16 protein-coding genes and 1 pseudogene are annotated in these 15,037 nt (G+C 70.8%); 6 read left to right on the top strand and 11 right to left on the bottom strand.

Features of this window, described 5'->3' with window-relative positions:
* Positions 1-8: 8 nt before the first annotated feature.
* Positions 9-368, bottom strand: a complete 360-nt coding sequence (locus ACZ5DC_RS12980; protein WP_003992243.1) for an NADH-quinone oxidoreductase subunit A — start codon at positions 366-368, stop codon at positions 9-11.
* Positions 369-1,110: 742 nt separating this feature from the next.
* Between ACZ5DC_RS12980 and ACZ5DC_RS12975 the strand changes: the two genes are divergently transcribed.
* Positions 1,111-1,953: a C40 family peptidase gene (locus tag ACZ5DC_RS12975; protein ID WP_468652178.1), complete on the top strand. Its 843-nt coding sequence runs from the start codon at positions 1,111-1,113 to the stop codon at positions 1,951-1,953.
* Between the two features lie 172 nt (positions 1,954-2,125).
* Positions 2,126-2,245, top strand: a pseudogene (locus ACZ5DC_RS12970) (peptide deformylase); the annotation flags it as partial.
* A gap of 68 nt (positions 2,246-2,313) precedes the next feature.
* Here the strand turns inward: ACZ5DC_RS12970 and ACZ5DC_RS12965 are convergent.
* Positions 2,314-3,597 (bottom strand): geranylgeranyl reductase family protein, encoded by a 1,284-nt coding sequence (locus ACZ5DC_RS12965; RefSeq protein ID WP_171153812.1) that lies wholly within the window; start codon positions 3,595-3,597, stop codon positions 2,314-2,316.
* Between the two features lie 99 nt (positions 3,598-3,696).
* On the opposite strand from ACZ5DC_RS12965, the gene ACZ5DC_RS12960 reads away from it, so the two are divergent.
* Together ACZ5DC_RS12960 and ACZ5DC_RS12955 are read left to right on the top strand one after the other, a co-directional pair.
* On the top strand, positions 3,697-4,215 hold the full coding sequence (locus ACZ5DC_RS12960; RefSeq protein WP_468652175.1) for a GNAT family N-acetyltransferase: 519 nt from the start codon (positions 3,697-3,699) through the stop codon (positions 4,213-4,215).
* 109 nt (positions 4,216-4,324) lie between these two features.
* Positions 4,325-4,642 carry a PASTA domain-containing protein gene (locus ACZ5DC_RS12955; RefSeq protein WP_468652173.1) on the top strand — a complete coding sequence of 106 codons (318 nt, stop codon included), beginning with the start codon at positions 4,325-4,327 and terminating at the stop codon, positions 4,640-4,642.
* Between the two features lie 24 nt (positions 4,643-4,666).
* Here ACZ5DC_RS12955 and ACZ5DC_RS12950 read toward each other — a convergent pair whose 3' ends face one another.
* Genes ACZ5DC_RS12950 through ACZ5DC_RS12935 form a run of 4 tightly spaced genes read right to left on the bottom strand, consistent with a single transcriptional unit; the run spans position 4,667 to position 9,026 of the window.
* Positions 4,667-5,359 (bottom strand): demethylmenaquinone methyltransferase, encoded by a 693-nt coding sequence (locus ACZ5DC_RS12950; RefSeq protein ID WP_171153819.1) that lies wholly within the window; start codon positions 5,357-5,359, stop codon positions 4,667-4,669.
* Entirely contained in the window at positions 5,356-6,474 is a 1,119-nt protein-coding gene (locus ACZ5DC_RS12945; RefSeq protein WP_468652171.1) for an acyltransferase family protein, read from the bottom strand. The genes ACZ5DC_RS12950 and ACZ5DC_RS12945 overlap by 4 nt, the downstream gene beginning before the upstream one ends.
* Before the next feature lies 1 nt (position 6,475).
* Positions 6,476-8,698 (bottom strand): bifunctional polysaccharide deacetylase/glycosyltransferase family 2 protein, encoded by a 2,223-nt coding sequence (locus ACZ5DC_RS12940; protein ID WP_468652169.1) that lies wholly within the window; start codon positions 8,696-8,698, stop codon positions 6,476-6,478.
* Positions 8,699-8,717: 19 nt separating this feature from the next.
* A complete protein-coding gene (locus tag ACZ5DC_RS12935) occupies positions 8,718-9,026 on the bottom strand; it encodes a hypothetical protein (RefSeq protein ID WP_468652168.1) in 309 nt (102 codons plus the stop codon).
* 239 nt (positions 9,027-9,265) lie between these two features.
* On the opposite strand from ACZ5DC_RS12935, the gene ACZ5DC_RS12930 reads away from it, so the two are divergent.
* On the top strand, positions 9,266-10,270 hold the full coding sequence (locus ACZ5DC_RS12930) for a chitinase (RefSeq protein ID WP_468652166.1): 1,005 nt from the start codon (positions 9,266-9,268) through the stop codon (positions 10,268-10,270).
* Between the two features lie 39 nt (positions 10,271-10,309).
* Here the strand turns inward: ACZ5DC_RS12930 and ACZ5DC_RS12925 are convergent, their stop codons facing one another.
* The 4 genes from ACZ5DC_RS12925 to ACZ5DC_RS12910 all read right to left on the bottom strand — a co-directional run bounded on the left by ACZ5DC_RS12925 (position 10,310) and on the right by ACZ5DC_RS12910 (position 13,873).
* Positions 10,310-10,915, bottom strand: a complete 606-nt coding sequence (locus ACZ5DC_RS12925) for a hypothetical protein (protein WP_468652164.1) — start codon at positions 10,913-10,915, stop codon at positions 10,310-10,312.
* 7 nt (positions 10,916-10,922) lie between these two features.
* Positions 10,923-12,122 (bottom strand): cyclic dehypoxanthinyl futalosine synthase, encoded by a 1,200-nt coding sequence (mqnC, locus tag ACZ5DC_RS12920; RefSeq protein WP_014674270.1) that lies wholly within the window; start codon positions 12,120-12,122, stop codon positions 10,923-10,925.
* A 72-nt stretch (positions 12,123-12,194) separates the two neighbouring features.
* Positions 12,195-12,974 carry a prepilin peptidase gene (locus ACZ5DC_RS12915; RefSeq protein ID WP_468652162.1) on the bottom strand — a complete coding sequence of 260 codons (780 nt, stop codon included), beginning with the start codon at positions 12,972-12,974 and terminating at the stop codon, positions 12,195-12,197.
* Positions 12,975-13,024: 50 nt separating this feature from the next.
* On the bottom strand, positions 13,025-13,873 hold the full coding sequence (locus ACZ5DC_RS12910) for a menaquinone biosynthetic enzyme MqnA/MqnD family protein (protein ID WP_366748484.1): 849 nt from the start codon (positions 13,871-13,873) through the stop codon (positions 13,025-13,027).
* Positions 13,874-14,160: 287 nt separating this feature from the next.
* Here ACZ5DC_RS12910 and ACZ5DC_RS12905 point away from each other — a divergent pair, with 287 nt between their 5' ends.
* Positions 14,161-14,364: a cold-shock protein gene (locus ACZ5DC_RS12905; RefSeq protein ID WP_003992177.1), complete on the top strand. Its 204-nt coding sequence runs from the start codon at positions 14,161-14,163 to the stop codon at positions 14,362-14,364.
* 101 nt (positions 14,365-14,465) lie between these two features.
* Here ACZ5DC_RS12905 and ACZ5DC_RS12900 read toward each other — a convergent pair whose 3' ends face one another.
* On the bottom strand, positions 14,466-15,029 hold the full coding sequence (locus ACZ5DC_RS12900) for a helix-turn-helix domain-containing protein (protein WP_468652159.1): 564 nt from the start codon (positions 15,027-15,029) through the stop codon (positions 14,466-14,468).
* Between the last annotated feature and the right edge of the window lie 8 nt (positions 15,030-15,037).

The raw sequence follows: 15,037 nt of genomic DNA, 5'->3' as shown, positions 1-15,037 counted from the left end.
AAGGCCCCTCAGTCCCATTCCAGGCCGCCGCGCCGCCATACGTACGCGTACGCGACGAAGACGGTGAGCACGAAGAGCAGCATCTCCACGAGCCCGAAGATCCCCAGGGCGTCGAAGGTGACGGCCCAGGGGTAGAGGAAGACGATCTCGATGTCGAAGACGATGAAGAGCATCGCCGTCAGGTAGTACTTGATGGGGAAGCGCCCGCCGCCGGCCGGCGTGGGGGTCGGCTCGATGCCGCACTCGTAGGCTTCGAGTTTCGCGCGGTTGTACCGCTTCGGACCGATCAGCGTGGCCATGACCACGGAGAAGATCGCAAAGCCTGCCCCGAGGGCTCCCAGTACGAGGATGGGCGCATACGCGTTCACCGCTCCTCGCTCCTCTCAGTCGGCACTGACTGCTGGCGGTTGCACTGGGCTCACATCCGCCTCACCGGTCCCACGAACCCCGCTGGCCCCGGCGAAGATCGCGAACATGTGAAGCAGGTCACAAGCCCAACTGCCTCGCATCTTATGCCTGCCGCTCTGTGATCTGCGACACGGGGTATTGCACAAGCTTTGTGATCTCCACCACCTGACGAAGGATCATGAAGTCGGATGATGAGTGATCTTCATACGCGAAGCGTTCAGTTGATCACCAGAAGTGACAATCTCGCACGTCGTCGCAGGCCGGAGGGTGCGTCTCCATATCAAGAGACTTCCGATGCATGCAAATTGGCGATGGACGCGATGGCCTGATAGTGGGGCGCGTTCACACCTCGGAGGGAGGCCGGGGCGGGATGTGGACGGACTCCGGGCGCGTGCACGCGTTCACGAGCCGGGCGGGCGCCGGACGCCGCCGTTCCGGTAATCGTTCCGTGACGTCCGCCACATTCATGAGAGGCGTCTGAGAACCGGGCTTGGCCAACGAACCCAACCAATGGTAGGCGGGGGGCAATTCGGACTTAATGATCAAAGACCGTGATCAAGGGCTTGATCACGGGCGTCCGCAATGTCCGTTACGGCGTCAATAAAGAGCGACACGCCCGGGTTTCCGGGTCTCGATTGAACAACTGTGGCGCAGCACACGTTTCTTGAAGATATGAAGGAGCCCCTGGTACCGGTTGTTCCCATGTCCCACACCGCTCACATACGCAGCCACCGGAAGCCCCGCCGCAGCGCGTCGACCCTCGCGATGCGGGCCGGAGTTGCCGGTGGCGTCCTCGGCACCCTGGCAGTCGCCGGGGCGTCCGGCTCGGCGAACGCTGCCGAGCCGGTGACGCAGACCCTCGAACTGCCCACCCTGACGGCCGACCTGGCCGCCCAGGCGGCCCAGTCCGCGGACGCCACCGAGCAGGCCGCGGCGAACTACCAGCTGCAGGCCGAGCGTGACGCGGCTGCCGCGAAGGCCGCGAAGCAGGCCAAGGCGGACCTCGCCGACGCCAAGAAGAAGGCGGCGGAGGCCAAGAAGAAGGCCCAGGAGGACGCCCGCAAGGAGGCCGCCGCCCGCGCCTCCCGCACCGCGGAGCGGACCACGCTCTCCACCACGGCGGACGCCGGCTCCACCACCACGTCCACCACCACTGCCACCAGCACCAGCACCAGCACGTCCCCGGCCACCGGTTCGGCCGCGGCCGTCATCAGCTTCGTCAAGGCGCAGGTCGGCAAGGCGTACGTCTCCGGCGCCACCGGCCCCTCCGCCTACGACTGCTCCGGCCTGGTGCAGACGGCCTTCAAGCAGGTCGGCATCAGCCTGCCGCGCGTCTCCCAGGACCAGTCGACGGCCGGCACCCAGGTCTCGCTGAGCAACCTCCAGCCGGGCGACATCCTGTACTGGGGCAGCGCGGGTTCCGCGTACCACGTCGCGGTGTACGTCGGCGACGGCATGTTCGTGGGCGCGCAGAACCCCTCCACCGGTGTCGTGGAGCGCCCGCTGTCGTACGACCCGCCCACCGGCGCCGTGCGGGTGCTCTGAGCGCACTCGGCACCTCTCGCACGCGTAGGGCCGCAGCCACTCGGGGCAGCGGCCCTTGCGGCGTCCCCTGACGCGCCTCGCCTCGTCCCTGACATGCTCCGCTCGGGCCGCCGTCCGGTGGTACGCCGCCGAGGGCACCGGCCCGGCGGCACATCAGCCGGGATGAACTGCCCCCATTGAAGGCAGAGTCCGACATGTCGGACACATCGTCAATCCAGTGCTCGAAACGCCCACGACCGGGCGACGGCTGCTGGACGAGGGCGAGGGGCGCCTGTCGGTGCCGGGTTCCGCGGCAGACGACGGACCGGCGGGACGCGGTGTACGTCCGCCGGGCCGCCGTCGCCGCGGCTCAGCGCCCGGTCACGCCTTCGGGGCCACCTTGCTCAGGCCGTTGATGATGCGGTCCATCGCGTCCCCGCCCGTGGGGTCGGTGAGGTTCGCCAGCAGCTTCAGGGTGAACTTCATCAGCAGCGGGTGGGTCAGACCGCGCTGGGCGGCGATCTGCATGACCTTCGGGTTGCCGATGAGCTTCACGAAGGCGCGGCCGAGCGTGTAGTAGCCGCCGTAGGTGTCCTTGAGGACGCGCGGGTAGCGCTGGAGGGCGATCTCGCGCTGGGCGGGCGTCGCGCGCGCGTGGGCCTGCACGATGACGTCGGCGGCGATCTGGCCGGACTCCATGGCGTAGGCGATGCCCTCGCCGTTGAAGGGGTTCACCAGGCCGCCGGCGTCGCCGACGAGCAGCAGCCCGCGCGTGTAGTGCGGCTGGCGGTTGAAGGCCATGGGCAGGGCGGCGCCGCGGATCGGGCCGGTCATGTTCTCCGGGGTGTAGCCCCAGTCCTCCGGCATGGAGGCGCACCACGCCTTGAGGATCTCGCGCCAGTCCAGCTCCTTGAAGGAGGCGGAGGTGTTGAGCACGCCGAGGCCCACGTTCGACGTGCCGTCACCCATGCCGAAGATCCAGCCGTAGCCGGGCAGCAGACGGTCCTGGGGGCCGCGGCGGTCCCACAGCTCCAGCCAGGACTCCAGGTAGTCGTCGTCGTGGCGGGGCGAGGTGAAGTAGGTGCGCACGGCCACGCCCATCGGGCGGTCCTCGCGGCGGTGCAGGCCCATCGCCAGGGAGAGGCGGGTGGAGTTGCCGTCGGCGGCGACGACGAGCGGCGCGTGGAAGGTGACCTCGCGCTTCTCCTCGCCGAGCTTGGCGGTGACGCCGGTGATGCGGCCGGTGCGGTCGTCGAGCACCGGGCCGCTGACGTTGCAGCGCTCGTACAGCCGGGCGCCGGCCTTCTGGGCGTTGCGGGCGAGCTGCTCGTCGAAGTCGTCGCGCTTGCGGACCAGGCCGTAGTTCGGATAGGCGGCGAGGTCGGGCCAGTCGAGCTGGAGGCGGGAGCCGCCGCCGATGATGCGCAGGCCCTTGTTGCGCAGCCAGCCGGCCTCCTCGGAGATGTCGATGCCCATGGCGACGAGCTGCTTGACCGCGCGCGGGGTGAGGCCGTCGCCGCACACCTTCTCGCGGGGGAACTCGGTCTTCTCCAGGAGCAGGACGTCGAGACCGGCCTTGGCGAGGTGGTACGCGGTCGTGGAGCCGGCTGGCCCCGCGCCCACGACGATCACATCGGCGGTGTGGTCGGAGAGGGGCTCGGTCACGGCGGGATCTCCCCAAGGTTTCGAAATCTGCGTGCCGACCGGCACTGGACATGGGCAGTCTATTCAGCGGACTTGATCGACTGGCTGAAGGGCTGCCCTGTGAAGCGACCTCTCCCCGCGGTACGGCTGCGCGTCCCCACGCACGAGGACGCGGTCGCGTGGCACCGGGTCTTCGCCGACCCGGAGGTGATGGAGTTCCACGGCGGCAGGCCGGCGGAGCTGTCGGTGTACGAGGAACTGACCGCGCGCCAGCGGCGGCACGACGCGGAGCACGGCTTCTGCCTGTGGACCCTGCTGGACGAGTCCGGCGAGGTCATGGGCTTCACCGGTGCGCAGCCGTGGCGGCCGGACTGGGGCCCGGTCGGCGAGATCGAGATCGGCTGGCGGCTCGGGCGGGCGCACTGGGGCAAGGGGTACGCCACCGCGGCGGCGCGGGAGACGCTGCGGCGGGTGCGGGAGGCCGGGGTGCCGGAGGTGGTGGCGATGGTCCGGCAGGGCAACGAGCGGTCGATCGCGGTGACCCGGCGGCTCGGCATGGAGCGGGCGGAGACCTACCCGCACCCCACGCTGGACGAGCCGGCCCTGTGTTTCCGGCTCCGCTTCCATCACGCACAGTAGTCGTCTGTCACGGAAAGGTACCAGCGCCTTCCGGGTGGACCGGGTGAGCGTTACCCTTCCAGTACCGCTGGGGGTGACATCTGTGCGTATAACACCCAAAACACCCGAAGTGCGCGTCCCTCGTCTGGTCGGTCTCATGGCCGTGGACGCGCGCGAGACCGCCAGGACGCGGGGTCTGCTCCTCAACGCGCCGGACCGCCCGGACTTCCACCGCACCGTGGTCGACTACGTCGTACGCCAGTACCCGCAGCCCGGCGCCGAGGTGCCGCCGGACTCGATGGTCTACGTGTGGTTCGACTTCGGTGAGGGAGAGGGCGGCGGAGGCGTGCGGGAACCGCGCGTTCCGCGGCCACCGACGGGCGGAGTGCGACGGGAGCTGGAGCAGCCGGGCGACCCGTACGCGGTAGCCGGGTTCGGCTCCTCCTGAGACTCCCCGCCTCCCGGAAGCCCGCTACTCCTTGAAGCCCCGGTGCAGCGCGACCACCCCGCCGGTGAGGTCGCGCCACGCCACCTTGGACCAGCCCGCCTCGCGCAGCCGTTCGGCGAGCGCGGGCTGGTCGGGCCAGGCCCGGATGGACTCGGCGAGGTAGACGTACGCGTCCGGGCTGGAGGAGACCGCGCGCGCGACCGACGGCAGCGCCCGCATCAGGTACTCGGTGTAGACGGTGCGGAACGGCGCCCACGTCGGGTGGGAGAACTCGCAGATCACCACGCGTCCGCCGGGCCGGGTGACCCGGTGCATCTCGCGCAGCGCCGCGTCCGTGTCCTGGACGTTGCGCAGCCCGAAGGAGATCGTCACCGCGTCGAAGGTGTCGTCCTTGAAGGGCAGCCTCGTCGCGTCGCCCGCCGTGAACGGCAGCCAGGTGTGCTTCTTCTTGCCGACCTGGAGCATGCCGAGGGAGAAGTCGCAGGGGACGACGTACGCGCCGGTCCGCGCGAAGGGCAGCGAGGAGGTGGCCGTGCCGGCGGCGAGGTCCAGGACCTTCTGCGCGGGGCGCGCGTCGACCGCCTTCGCCACCTCCTTGCGCCAGCGCCGGTCCTGGCCGAGCGACAGCACGTCGTTCGTCAGGTCGTACCGTTCCGCCACGTCGTCGAACATCGAGGCGACTTCGTGCGGCTGCTTGTTCAGGGAAGCGCGGGTCACCCGCCCATTCTTGCAGCCCGCCCTCCCGGCAGGAGCGTCGGCTTCTTGCGGGCCGCCACGTCCTCCACCCACCCGCACGCCAGCACGAAGAAGGCGATCAGCACCCAGCCGACACCGAACAGGAACCACTGGCTGTCCAGCGGCAGGTAGGTCTCGAAGGCCGGTACGTCCCAGAGCCGGTCGATCAGCGGGACGGCCAGCACCAGCGCGATCTCGTGCCAGAGGTAGATCGTCACCGCGCGGGCGTTGAACACGGTGACCGCGCGGTCCAGGCGCCGGAACCGGGTCAGCCCGGCGAGGTCGATCCGCAGGCGCGCCTTCGCCCACATCAGCAGCGTCACGAAGCCGGCCGACCAGAAGGCCTGCGCGAGGGGGTTCTCGTCCAGGTCGTACGTCCCGAACTCGGCCTGGTGCCCGAAGGCGTACCAGGCGCCGTAGCCGAGGGCCGCGAGCGACAGGACGGCCACCGGGACCGGCTTGGCCCGCTGGAGCACACCGTCGCGGTGGGCGAAGCCGAGCAGCCAGCAGAAGAGGTACGTCGACAGGTCCCACAGGGCGCTGCCCAGCCGGTTGTCCGGGCCCGCCCAGCAGAAGTCCAGCATCAGGACCGGCGCCAGGGACAGCAGCAGGACGGGGACCGGGGCGAGCCGGAAGAGCCGCAGCAGCAGCGGGGAGAGCAGCACGAACCAGAGGTAGGTGCGCAGGTACCAGAGGATCTCCCAAGCCTGCTCGCCCCACGCGTTGCCCGGCGGGTCGCCGAGCGGGACGGCCCAGAAGACGATCTGCCGGCCCGGCATCCAGCCGTGGACCAGCATCGCGAGCACTACGAAGAGGCCCCAGAACCAGAACGGGGGCAGCAGCCGTCTGAGCCGGCTCCTGAGGACCTTGGGGGCCGGGCGTTCCAGGGACTTCGCCATCAGGGTCCCGGCCAGGGCGAACATGACGCCCATGGAGGGGAACACCAGGCCGCACCAGGCCCACCCGAAGGTGTGGTAGGTCACCACCCGGATCAGCGCCAGGGCCCTGAGCGTGTCGAAGTAGCGGTCGCGCCCGGCGGGGCCCGGCCCGGACGGCCGTACGGGGGGAACGGCCGCGGTCCTGCTGTGCGCTCCCATCTCAGCCCGCCTGCGCCGGTGTGCCGACCTCGCCCGTCCGCTTCAGCTTCTGCCAGCGCAGGCGGCCGCCGGTGAGCGCGGTGACGCAGGAGTGGATGAGGACGAGGTACATCATCTGGCGGTAGGCCAGTTGTTGCAGGGGCATCATCAGCAGGTACCGGTACTTCTCGCGGTCGAGGCGGAAGGCGTAGGCCGCGCACAGGAGCTGGACGCCGAGGACCGCCAGCCAGGCCAGCAGGGCCGCCCGGAAGTCGACGAAGATCATCGAGTAGACGGTGAAGACGTCGATGAGCGGGGCGAAGAGCGGCGTGACCACCTGGAAGATCACCACCAGGGGCATGCCGACCCGGCCGAAGCGGCCCGAGGGCCCCCGGTCCGTCAGGGACGTGCGGTGCTTCCACAGGGCCTGCATGGTGCCGTACGACCAGCGGTAGCGCTGGGACCAGAGCTGCTTGAGCGAGCCGGGCGCCTCCGTCCAGGCACGGGCGTGCTCCTGGTAGACGACCCGCCAGCCCGCGCGGTGCATGGCGATGGTGATGTCGGTGTCCTCGGCGAGGGTGTCCTCGCTCATGCCGCCGGCCGCCAGCACGGCGTCCCGGCGGAACGCGCCGATCGCGCCCGGGATGGTGGGCATGCAGCGCAGCAGGTCGTACATGCGCCGGTCGAGGTTGAAGCCCATCACGTACTCGATGTGCTGCCAGGCCCCGATCACGGTGGTGCGGTTGCCGACCTTGGCGTTGCCGGCGACCGCGCCGACGGACGGGTCGGCGAAGGGCTGCACCAGCTGCCGCACGGTGTCCGGTTCGAAGACCGTGTCGCCGTCCATCATGATGACGATGTCGTACGACGCGTTGCGCACGCCGTTGTTCAGCGCGGCCGGTTTGCCGGCGTTCTCCTGGCGGATCACCCGGACGTTCGTCATGCCGAGCGACTCGGCCGCGTCGCGCGCGATCCGCGAGGTGCCGTCGGTCGAGCCGTCGTCCACCACGATGATCTCGATCGGGTGGGTGCTAAGCGCCAGCGACCGGAGGGTGTTGGCGATGCACTCCTTCTCGTTGTACGCCGGGACGACCACGCTCACCGGCCCGGTGACCGCGGGGCCCCAGCCGAACCGGCGTCCGTTGCGCTGCCGGTGGTGGCGGCGGGCGAGGACCAGCATCATCCCGAAGCGGCCCAGCACGGCCACCCCGACGATCGCCAGCCCGGCCGACAGCGCGGGCACGGTCCACTCGGCGACGGCCACGGCCGCGACGAGGGCCTTGCCCTCGTAGAGGGTCAGTCCGGTGGCCCGGTGGTGGGCGGCCTGGAGGCGGAGGCCGGCGGGCGTGCCGCCGCCCGCCGTCTGCCGGTCCGCCATGACCCCGCTGATGGTGGTGAAGGTGTAGCCCTTCGCCTTCATCTTCTCGATGTACTCCGGCAGCGCCGCGATCGTCTGCGAGCGTTCGCCGCCCGCGTCGTGGAAGAGCACCGAGGCGCCCCGGGTGCCCTTCGGGGTGGCCCACTTCACGATGTCGGAGACGCCCGGCCGCTTCCAGTCGTCGCTGTCGGTGTCGACGAAGACGCTGGTGTAGCCGTCCTTGCCGAGCCTCTCGTAGACGGGCCAGCTGTAGTCGTCGATGGCGTCCGTCTCGGAGGAGTACGGCGCCCGGAACAGGGTCGTGGTGATGCCGGCCGCACCGGCGAGGGCGAGCTGCGTCTGCTCCATCTCGCGGTCGACGCGGGACGCGGACTGGTACGACAGGTCGACGTGCGTGAAGGTGTGCACGCCGACCTCGTTGCCCTGCTCGACCATCGTCCGCACGATGCCCGGGTAGCGCGACACCATGGAGCCCACCAGGAAGAACGTGCCGGGGACGTCGTACTTGCGCAGGATCTCGAGGACCTGGGGCGTCCAGGTCGGGTCCGGGCCGTCGTCGAAGGTGAGGGCGATGGTCTTGGCGGGGACGGAGACCGTGGTGGCCCGGCCGCCGCGGAAGGTGAGGATCGGGCCGCCGTCGAGGATCGAGTCCGGGACCTCGCTGGAGTCGGCTCCGCTGCGCACGCGCTGGTCGCCGCCGACCTCGGCGCGCAGGTACCCGTCGAGCAGCATCACGCAGGTCAGCGCGAGCAGGAGCAGGAGGGCGAGGACGACGCGGGGGCGTTGCAGCGCCGCGGCCCGGCCTGCCGCGCGCTCGATGCGGGTGGGCGCGCGCCTGCGGCCCCGGGAGGACGTCGGAGTGGTCATGACTGCCGCTGCGCCCCGCTCAGTTGGCGCCCGCGGACGCGGACGCGGGGACGGACGGGGTCGTGGACGCGGTGGGTGAGGCCGTCGGGCGGACGGTGTCCGGCAGGTCCGCCCGGCGGCCGATGCCGCCCTCGGGCCGCATCCCGCCGGGTGCCCGGCCGTCTTCGGCACGCGCGCCGAAGGGCAGCAGGGACGACGGGTTCAGCGAGGTGCCCCAGCCCGTGAACGCGGCGGCGAGCACGCCCGCGTAGGCGAGGCAGACGGCGCCGAGGAACAGGCCGAGGCGGCGCAGCACCTTCGACCGGCGTCCGGTGGTGTCAACGAACACGGGTCCCTCGGTGGACCCGTTGCCATGTGTGCGGCGACGACCGCGCCCGGCGGCGCGAGTTTCGATGGCGGGTTCGGATTGCATTCCCCGGATATTAGAGAGGCTTTATGTGTCCTTTTCTCTGGAATTCTTGTGAGCCACCCGAGATCCTTGTGAGCCGCCCCTGAAGGCGCCGTGAACCTGTCGGCGGGCTGAGAGAACGCGCGGAACGCACACCCCGGTGTGAGAGATTTCCCCCCATGAGGAGTCCACTGAGGCCGATGGCCGGGGCCGGCTGCGCGGTCGCGCTCGCGGTGACGGGTTGTTCCGCCGGGGCCACGAGCGCCCCGCACGCCGCCTCCAGCACCGCTGCCGCCCCCGCGACCAGCACCGTCTACGCTCCCTACGTCAGCGCCACCGAGGCCACCGCCACCGAGGCCGCCGGGTCCCCGGCGACGTACAACCTCGCCTTCGTGATCTCCGGTGGCAGTGGCTGTACGCCACGGTGGAACGGCACTGAGGCGATCACCGGTTCCGCCGTGACGTCCCGGATATCCGCGCTGAGGAAAACCGGCGCCGACGTCCGAGTTTCGTTCGGCGGCGCCTCCGGAAAGGAGTTGGCCGCCGTCTGCGACAGCGTTTCGGAACTCGCCGCCGCGTATGGAAAGGCGCTGGACGCGGCCGGCTCCAGCGCGGCCGACTTCGACGTCGAGGGAGACGAACTGACGAACTCCGCCTCCGTCGGATTGCGTTCGCGGGCGATAGCGCGGTTGCAGGAGGAACGACCGGACCTGAAGGTCTCCTTCACCCTCCCGGTGATGCCCTCGGGGCTCGACGCGGACGGCCTCGCGCTGCTGGAGTCCGCGAACACGTACGACGTCCAGGTCTCCACGGTCGATCTCATGACCATGAACTACGGCGAGTCGTACGACGGTGACATGGGGGACTACGCCGTGACGTCCGCGACGGCCGCGCACGCCCAGCTGAAGAAGGTGTTCGGGCTGTCGGACGCGGCCGCCTGGCGGGGCATGGCGCTGACCTCCATGATCGGTGTCAACGACGTGGCCGGGGAGACGTTCACGCTGTCCGACGCGGACCGGGTGCGGACGTTCGCGGAGCGGAAGGGGCTCGCCTGGGTGTCGATGTGGTCGGCGTTCCGGGACCGGCCGTGTACCAAGGGGCGGTCCGGGCAGGACGACGCGGCCACGGACTGCAGCGGGGTGAGCCAGACGCCGGGTGCCTTCGCGCGCCGCTTCTCCGGCTGAGCGGACCGCTTCTCCGGCCCGGCGGACCGCCGCGGCCGCTCAGCGGCGGCGGAACACCAGCCGTCCCGCCACCACCGTCGCCACGCACGTCCCCGCGCCCCGCTCGGCCAGCTCCTCCTCGTCGCGCACGTCGAAGACGGCGAAGCGGGCGGCGGAACCCTCGCGGCGTTCGGCCGCCGGCGTGGGGGGCCGGGCGGAGCCGAACGGGTCCAGGGAGGGCCGCTCGTCGGGGGTCCCTAGCCGTCCCACGGTCCCGAGCCCGGAGCGCCGCACGGCGTCGCGCACCGCGCGGCTGCCGAAGGGCTCGCAGGCCACGGCGACCGTGCCGTACGCCAGCAGGCGCTGGATGCCCCGCCGGGCGCTGGCGCCCCAGCGGGCGTCGTCCAGGCTGAGGGAGCCGAGCGCGTCCCCGGTCAGCGGCTCGGTGCCGAGCTCGTCGGCCTCGCGCGGGTCCGGGTGGTACGTCCGCTCCAGCAGCTCGTTGCCGTAGGGGTTGACGAACCCGGGCGTGAGGATGCCGGGCCAGGCGCGCACGCGCACGCGTGGCTGCGCGGCGGTCAGCTCCTCCAGGGGACCGACCGCCTCGATCCACTCCCCCTTGACGAGGAAGGCGTGCCCCCTGGAGTCGGCGTGGATCGTCAGCACGGCGGCCCTAGTTCGACGCGAGCAGCTTCAGCTCGGGGTGGGCCGTGCCGCCCTCGATGGCCGTGGAGGAGATGTGGGATACCACGCGGTCGTCCACGGGGTCGTTCGCCGGGTCGTCGTGCACGACCAGGTGCTCGTACGTCGTCGCGCGCTGCGCCGGGACCCGGCCCGCCTTGCGGATCAGGTCGATGATCTCCAGGCGGTTGGAGCGGTGCTTGGCGCCGGCCGAGGAGACCACGTTCTCCTCCAGCATGATCGAGCCGAGGTCGTCCGCGCCGTAGTGCAGGGACAGCTGGCCGACCTCCTTGCCGGTGGTGAGCCACGAGCCCTGGATGTGCTGGACGTTGTCCAGGAAGAGGCGGGCGATGGCGATCATCCGCAGGTACTCGAAGAGCGTGGCCTGGGTGCGGCCCTTCAGGTGGTTGTTCTCGGGCTGGTAGGTGTACGGGATGAACGCGCGGAAGCCGCCCGTGCGGTCCTGCACGTCCCGGATCATCCGCAGGTGCTCGATCCGCTCGGCGTTGGTCTCGCCGGTGCCCATCAGCATGGTGGAGGTGGACTCGACGCCCAGCCGGTGCGCGGTCTCCATGATCTCCAGCCAGCGCTCGCCGCTCTCCTTGAGGGGCGCGATGGCCTTGCGGGGGCGCTCGGGCAGCAGTTCCGCGCCCGCGCCGGCGAAGGAGTCCAGGCCGGCCTCGTGGATGCGGGTGATGGCCTCTTCCACCGAGACCCCGCTGATCCGGGCCATGTGCTCGACCTCGGAGGCGCCCAGGGAGTGGATGACGAGCTGCGGGAAGGCCTCCTTGATGGCCCGGAAGTGCTTCTCGTAGTACTCGACGCCGTAGTCCGGGTGGTGGCCGCCCTGGAACATGATCTGGGTGCCGCCGAGCTCCACGGTCTCGGCGCAGCGGCGCAGGATGTCGTCCAGGTCCCGCGTCCAGCCCTTCTCCTTGTCCTTGGGGGCCGCGTAGAAGGCGCAGAACTTGCACGCCGTGACACACACGTTCGTGTAGTTGATGTTCCGCTCGATGATGTACGTGGCGATGTGCTCGATGCCCGCGTACTTGCGGCGGCGCACCGCGTCGGCGGCGGCGCCCAGGGCGTGCAGGGGGGCGTCGCGGTAGAGGACGAGCGCCTCTTCCGGGGTGATCCGCCCACCGGCAGCGGCACGGTCGAGGACAGACGTGAGGTCGGCCTTCTCGGTCACCAGGGTGTCCCTTTCGTCAAGGGTTGTGGACGGACTGAGTCAGCCTACGCCAGCCCCTTCTTCCGCCCGCGCTCAGGCCGCGTACGCGCCGATCAGCACACCGGCGAGGGCACCGGCGAGGAGGAACGGGCCGAACGGTACGGCCGTCTTCCGGCCCGCCCGCCGGGCCAGGACGAGCGCGCCGCCGTAGAGCGCGCCGAGCAGGAAGCCCGCGAAGGTGCCGAGCAGCACGGTGGGCCAGCCGTACCAGCCGAGCGCGGCGCCCGCGCCCACGGCCAGCTTCACGTCACCGAAGCCCATGCCGCCCGAGTTGACGCGGTACAGCAGGTAGTAGCCGGCGCCCAGCGCGAGGGCGCCGTAGAGGGCGGTGCGCCAGTGACCGGCGTGTTCGGGGAGCAGGGCGGCGAGGCCGAGCAGGGCGAGGGCGGTGGCGGCGAGCGGGAGGGTCAGCGGGTCGGGCAGCCGCTGCACCCGGAGGTCGACGGCGGCGAGGAGCACGCCGGCGGGCGCGATCAGCAGCCAGACCGCCAGCTCCGGCCGGGTGCCGGTGGCGGCGGCGAGGGCGGCGCAGACGAGGGCGGTGGCGGTGGCGAGGAGCGGCGCGGAGGGGGCGTACGGCTGGTACGAGGTGACGGGCACGCGCCCCTCGGCTCCCCCGCGTTCGCCCACGCGCGCGCACGCGGCGCACCGGACCCGGCCCAGCCACCCCCGGACCGGATGGCGGCCGCCGGGGCAGCGGTCGCGCCACGGCTCGCCGGACGGTACGGCGAAGCGGTAGGCGGCGCGGGGCAGCAGGGCCCCGGCCAGCGCGCCCCAGAGCAGGGCGCCGAGCACCGGCACCCCCGTGGTCACCCCGCCCACGCTTCCCCCCTCGGTCGCCCCGTCCCGGGTTCCTACCCCGTTCAGGGCTGGAGCAGATCCACCTTCACGTCGGCCGGGAAGCCGGTCGTCGGGCCGACCCGGCGGGCGAACTCGGCGACGGCCTCCAGCTGCGGCGCGCCGAAGCTGAAGTCGAGGGTGGTGAAGTACTGCTCCAGGGTGGCCTCGTCGAAGTCCTCCCAGCGGGCGGCCTGTTCGGCGACCTTGTGCACCTCTTCCAGGGAGAGGTCGCGGGAGGCGAGGAAGGCCTCGTGGACCTTGCGGGTGATGAACGGCTCGCGTTCCAGGTAGTCCCGGCGGGCCGCCCACACCGCGAAGACGAACGGCAGGCCGGTCCACTCCTTCCACAGCGCGCCGAGGTCGTGGACCTGGAGACCGAAGCGGGGGCCGTCGAGGAGGTTGGCGCGCAGGGCGGCGTCGCCGATGAGGACGGCGGCCTCCGCCTCCTGCATCATCAGGCTGAGGTCGGGCGGGCAGGTGTAGTAGTCGGGCTGGACGCCGTACCGCTCGGCGAGCAGCAGCTGGGCGAGCCGGACCGAGGTGCGCGAGGTCGAGCCGAGGGCGACCCGGGCGCCGTCGAGCCGGTCCAGCGGGACCTGCGAGACGATCACGCAGGACATCACCGGGCCGTCGCAGCCGACGGCGATGTCGGGGAAGGCGACGAGGTCGTCGGCGTTGCGCAGGAACTCCACCAGGGTGACGGGGCCGATGTCGAGGTCACCGTGCACGAGCCGCTCGCTGAGCTTCTCCGGGGTGTCCTTGGTGAGCTCGAAGTCGAGGAGCGTGCCGGTTCTCGCGAGCCCCCAGTACAGGGGCAGGCAGTTCAGGAACTGGATGTGGCCGACGCGCGGCCGGGTGCGAGAATTGTCCACATCGCGAGGCTAGACCCCGTGGAGTACGGCGCCGGGACCGGCCCCACCCCCGAACGGCCCAGCGGACGTTCAAACATCCGGGTGACGTGATCTTGACCCCTATTGCTTTCGGCTGCCCGGATGCTAGGCTTGCCGCAAGTTGCAGTTTGGTTTCCCTTGCAGTACAGAGCCTGCGGAGCATGTAACCGCAGGCTCTCGTCGTTTTCAGACGAATGCAGTCGTGCAGCACCGTTTCGCACTTGCAGGTTCTGGAGGCAGGGCAACCCTTTTGGGCCCAAGGAGGGCTTATGGCTACCGGAACCGTGAAGTGGTTCAACGCCGAAAAGGGCTTTGGCTTCATCGCCCAGGAGGGCGGCGGCCCCGACGTCTTCGTTCACTACTCCGCGATCAACGCCTCCGGCTTCCGCTCCCTCGAGGAGAACCAGCAGGTGAGCTTCGACGTGACGCAGGGCCCGAAGGGCCCGCAGGCGGAGAACGTCACTCCCGTCTGATCACTGCCTGATCGCAGAACCTGAGTGCAGTACCCAAGGAGCCCCGCGCCACCGGCGACGGGGCTCCTGCCTTTCCCCGTTCATTTCGTATTCACGCACGCTCACATGTGCTGCATGATCAGCACGAACTTGGTCCCGGCCGCGAGCGCCTCGTACGCGTGGGGCACGTCTCCCCGGTACGACATGTAGTCCCCGGGGCCGAGTTCCACGGCCTCGCCGCGCGGACCGGCTTTCACGGCCCCGTCGCTGACCACGATGTGCTCGACGGTCCCCGGGGTGTGAGGCTCTGAATCCCGTACGCTCCCGGGCTCCAGCCACACGTGATAAATGTCCCGGCGCGCCCCCGGCGGGCTCGCCGACAGCAGCGCGGCCACATAGCTGGACCGCTCCGAGCCGACCGTGGGCCCCTCGCCGGCCCGGATCACCTGGACGCTGGGCGCCGGTGACTCCACCAGCGCGCTGAACGGCACGCCGAGCGCCACCGCGAGCGCCCAGATGGTCTCCATGCTCGGGTTCCCGCTCGCGGCCTCCAGCTGGGACAGCGTGGACTTGGCGATTCCGGCCCGCTTGGCCAGCTCGGACAGGGACAGGCCGGCACGTCCGCGCTCCCGCTTCAGGGACGCGGCGATCCACTCCAGGGGGAGCCGGGCGGGCACCTCGGACATGTGCGTTC

This window comes from Streptomyces sp. NPDC031445 (assembly GCF_055581365.1).
The sequence above is the reverse complement of the archived record's forward strand: the minus strand, read 5'-3'. Positions and strand labels throughout refer to the sequence as shown.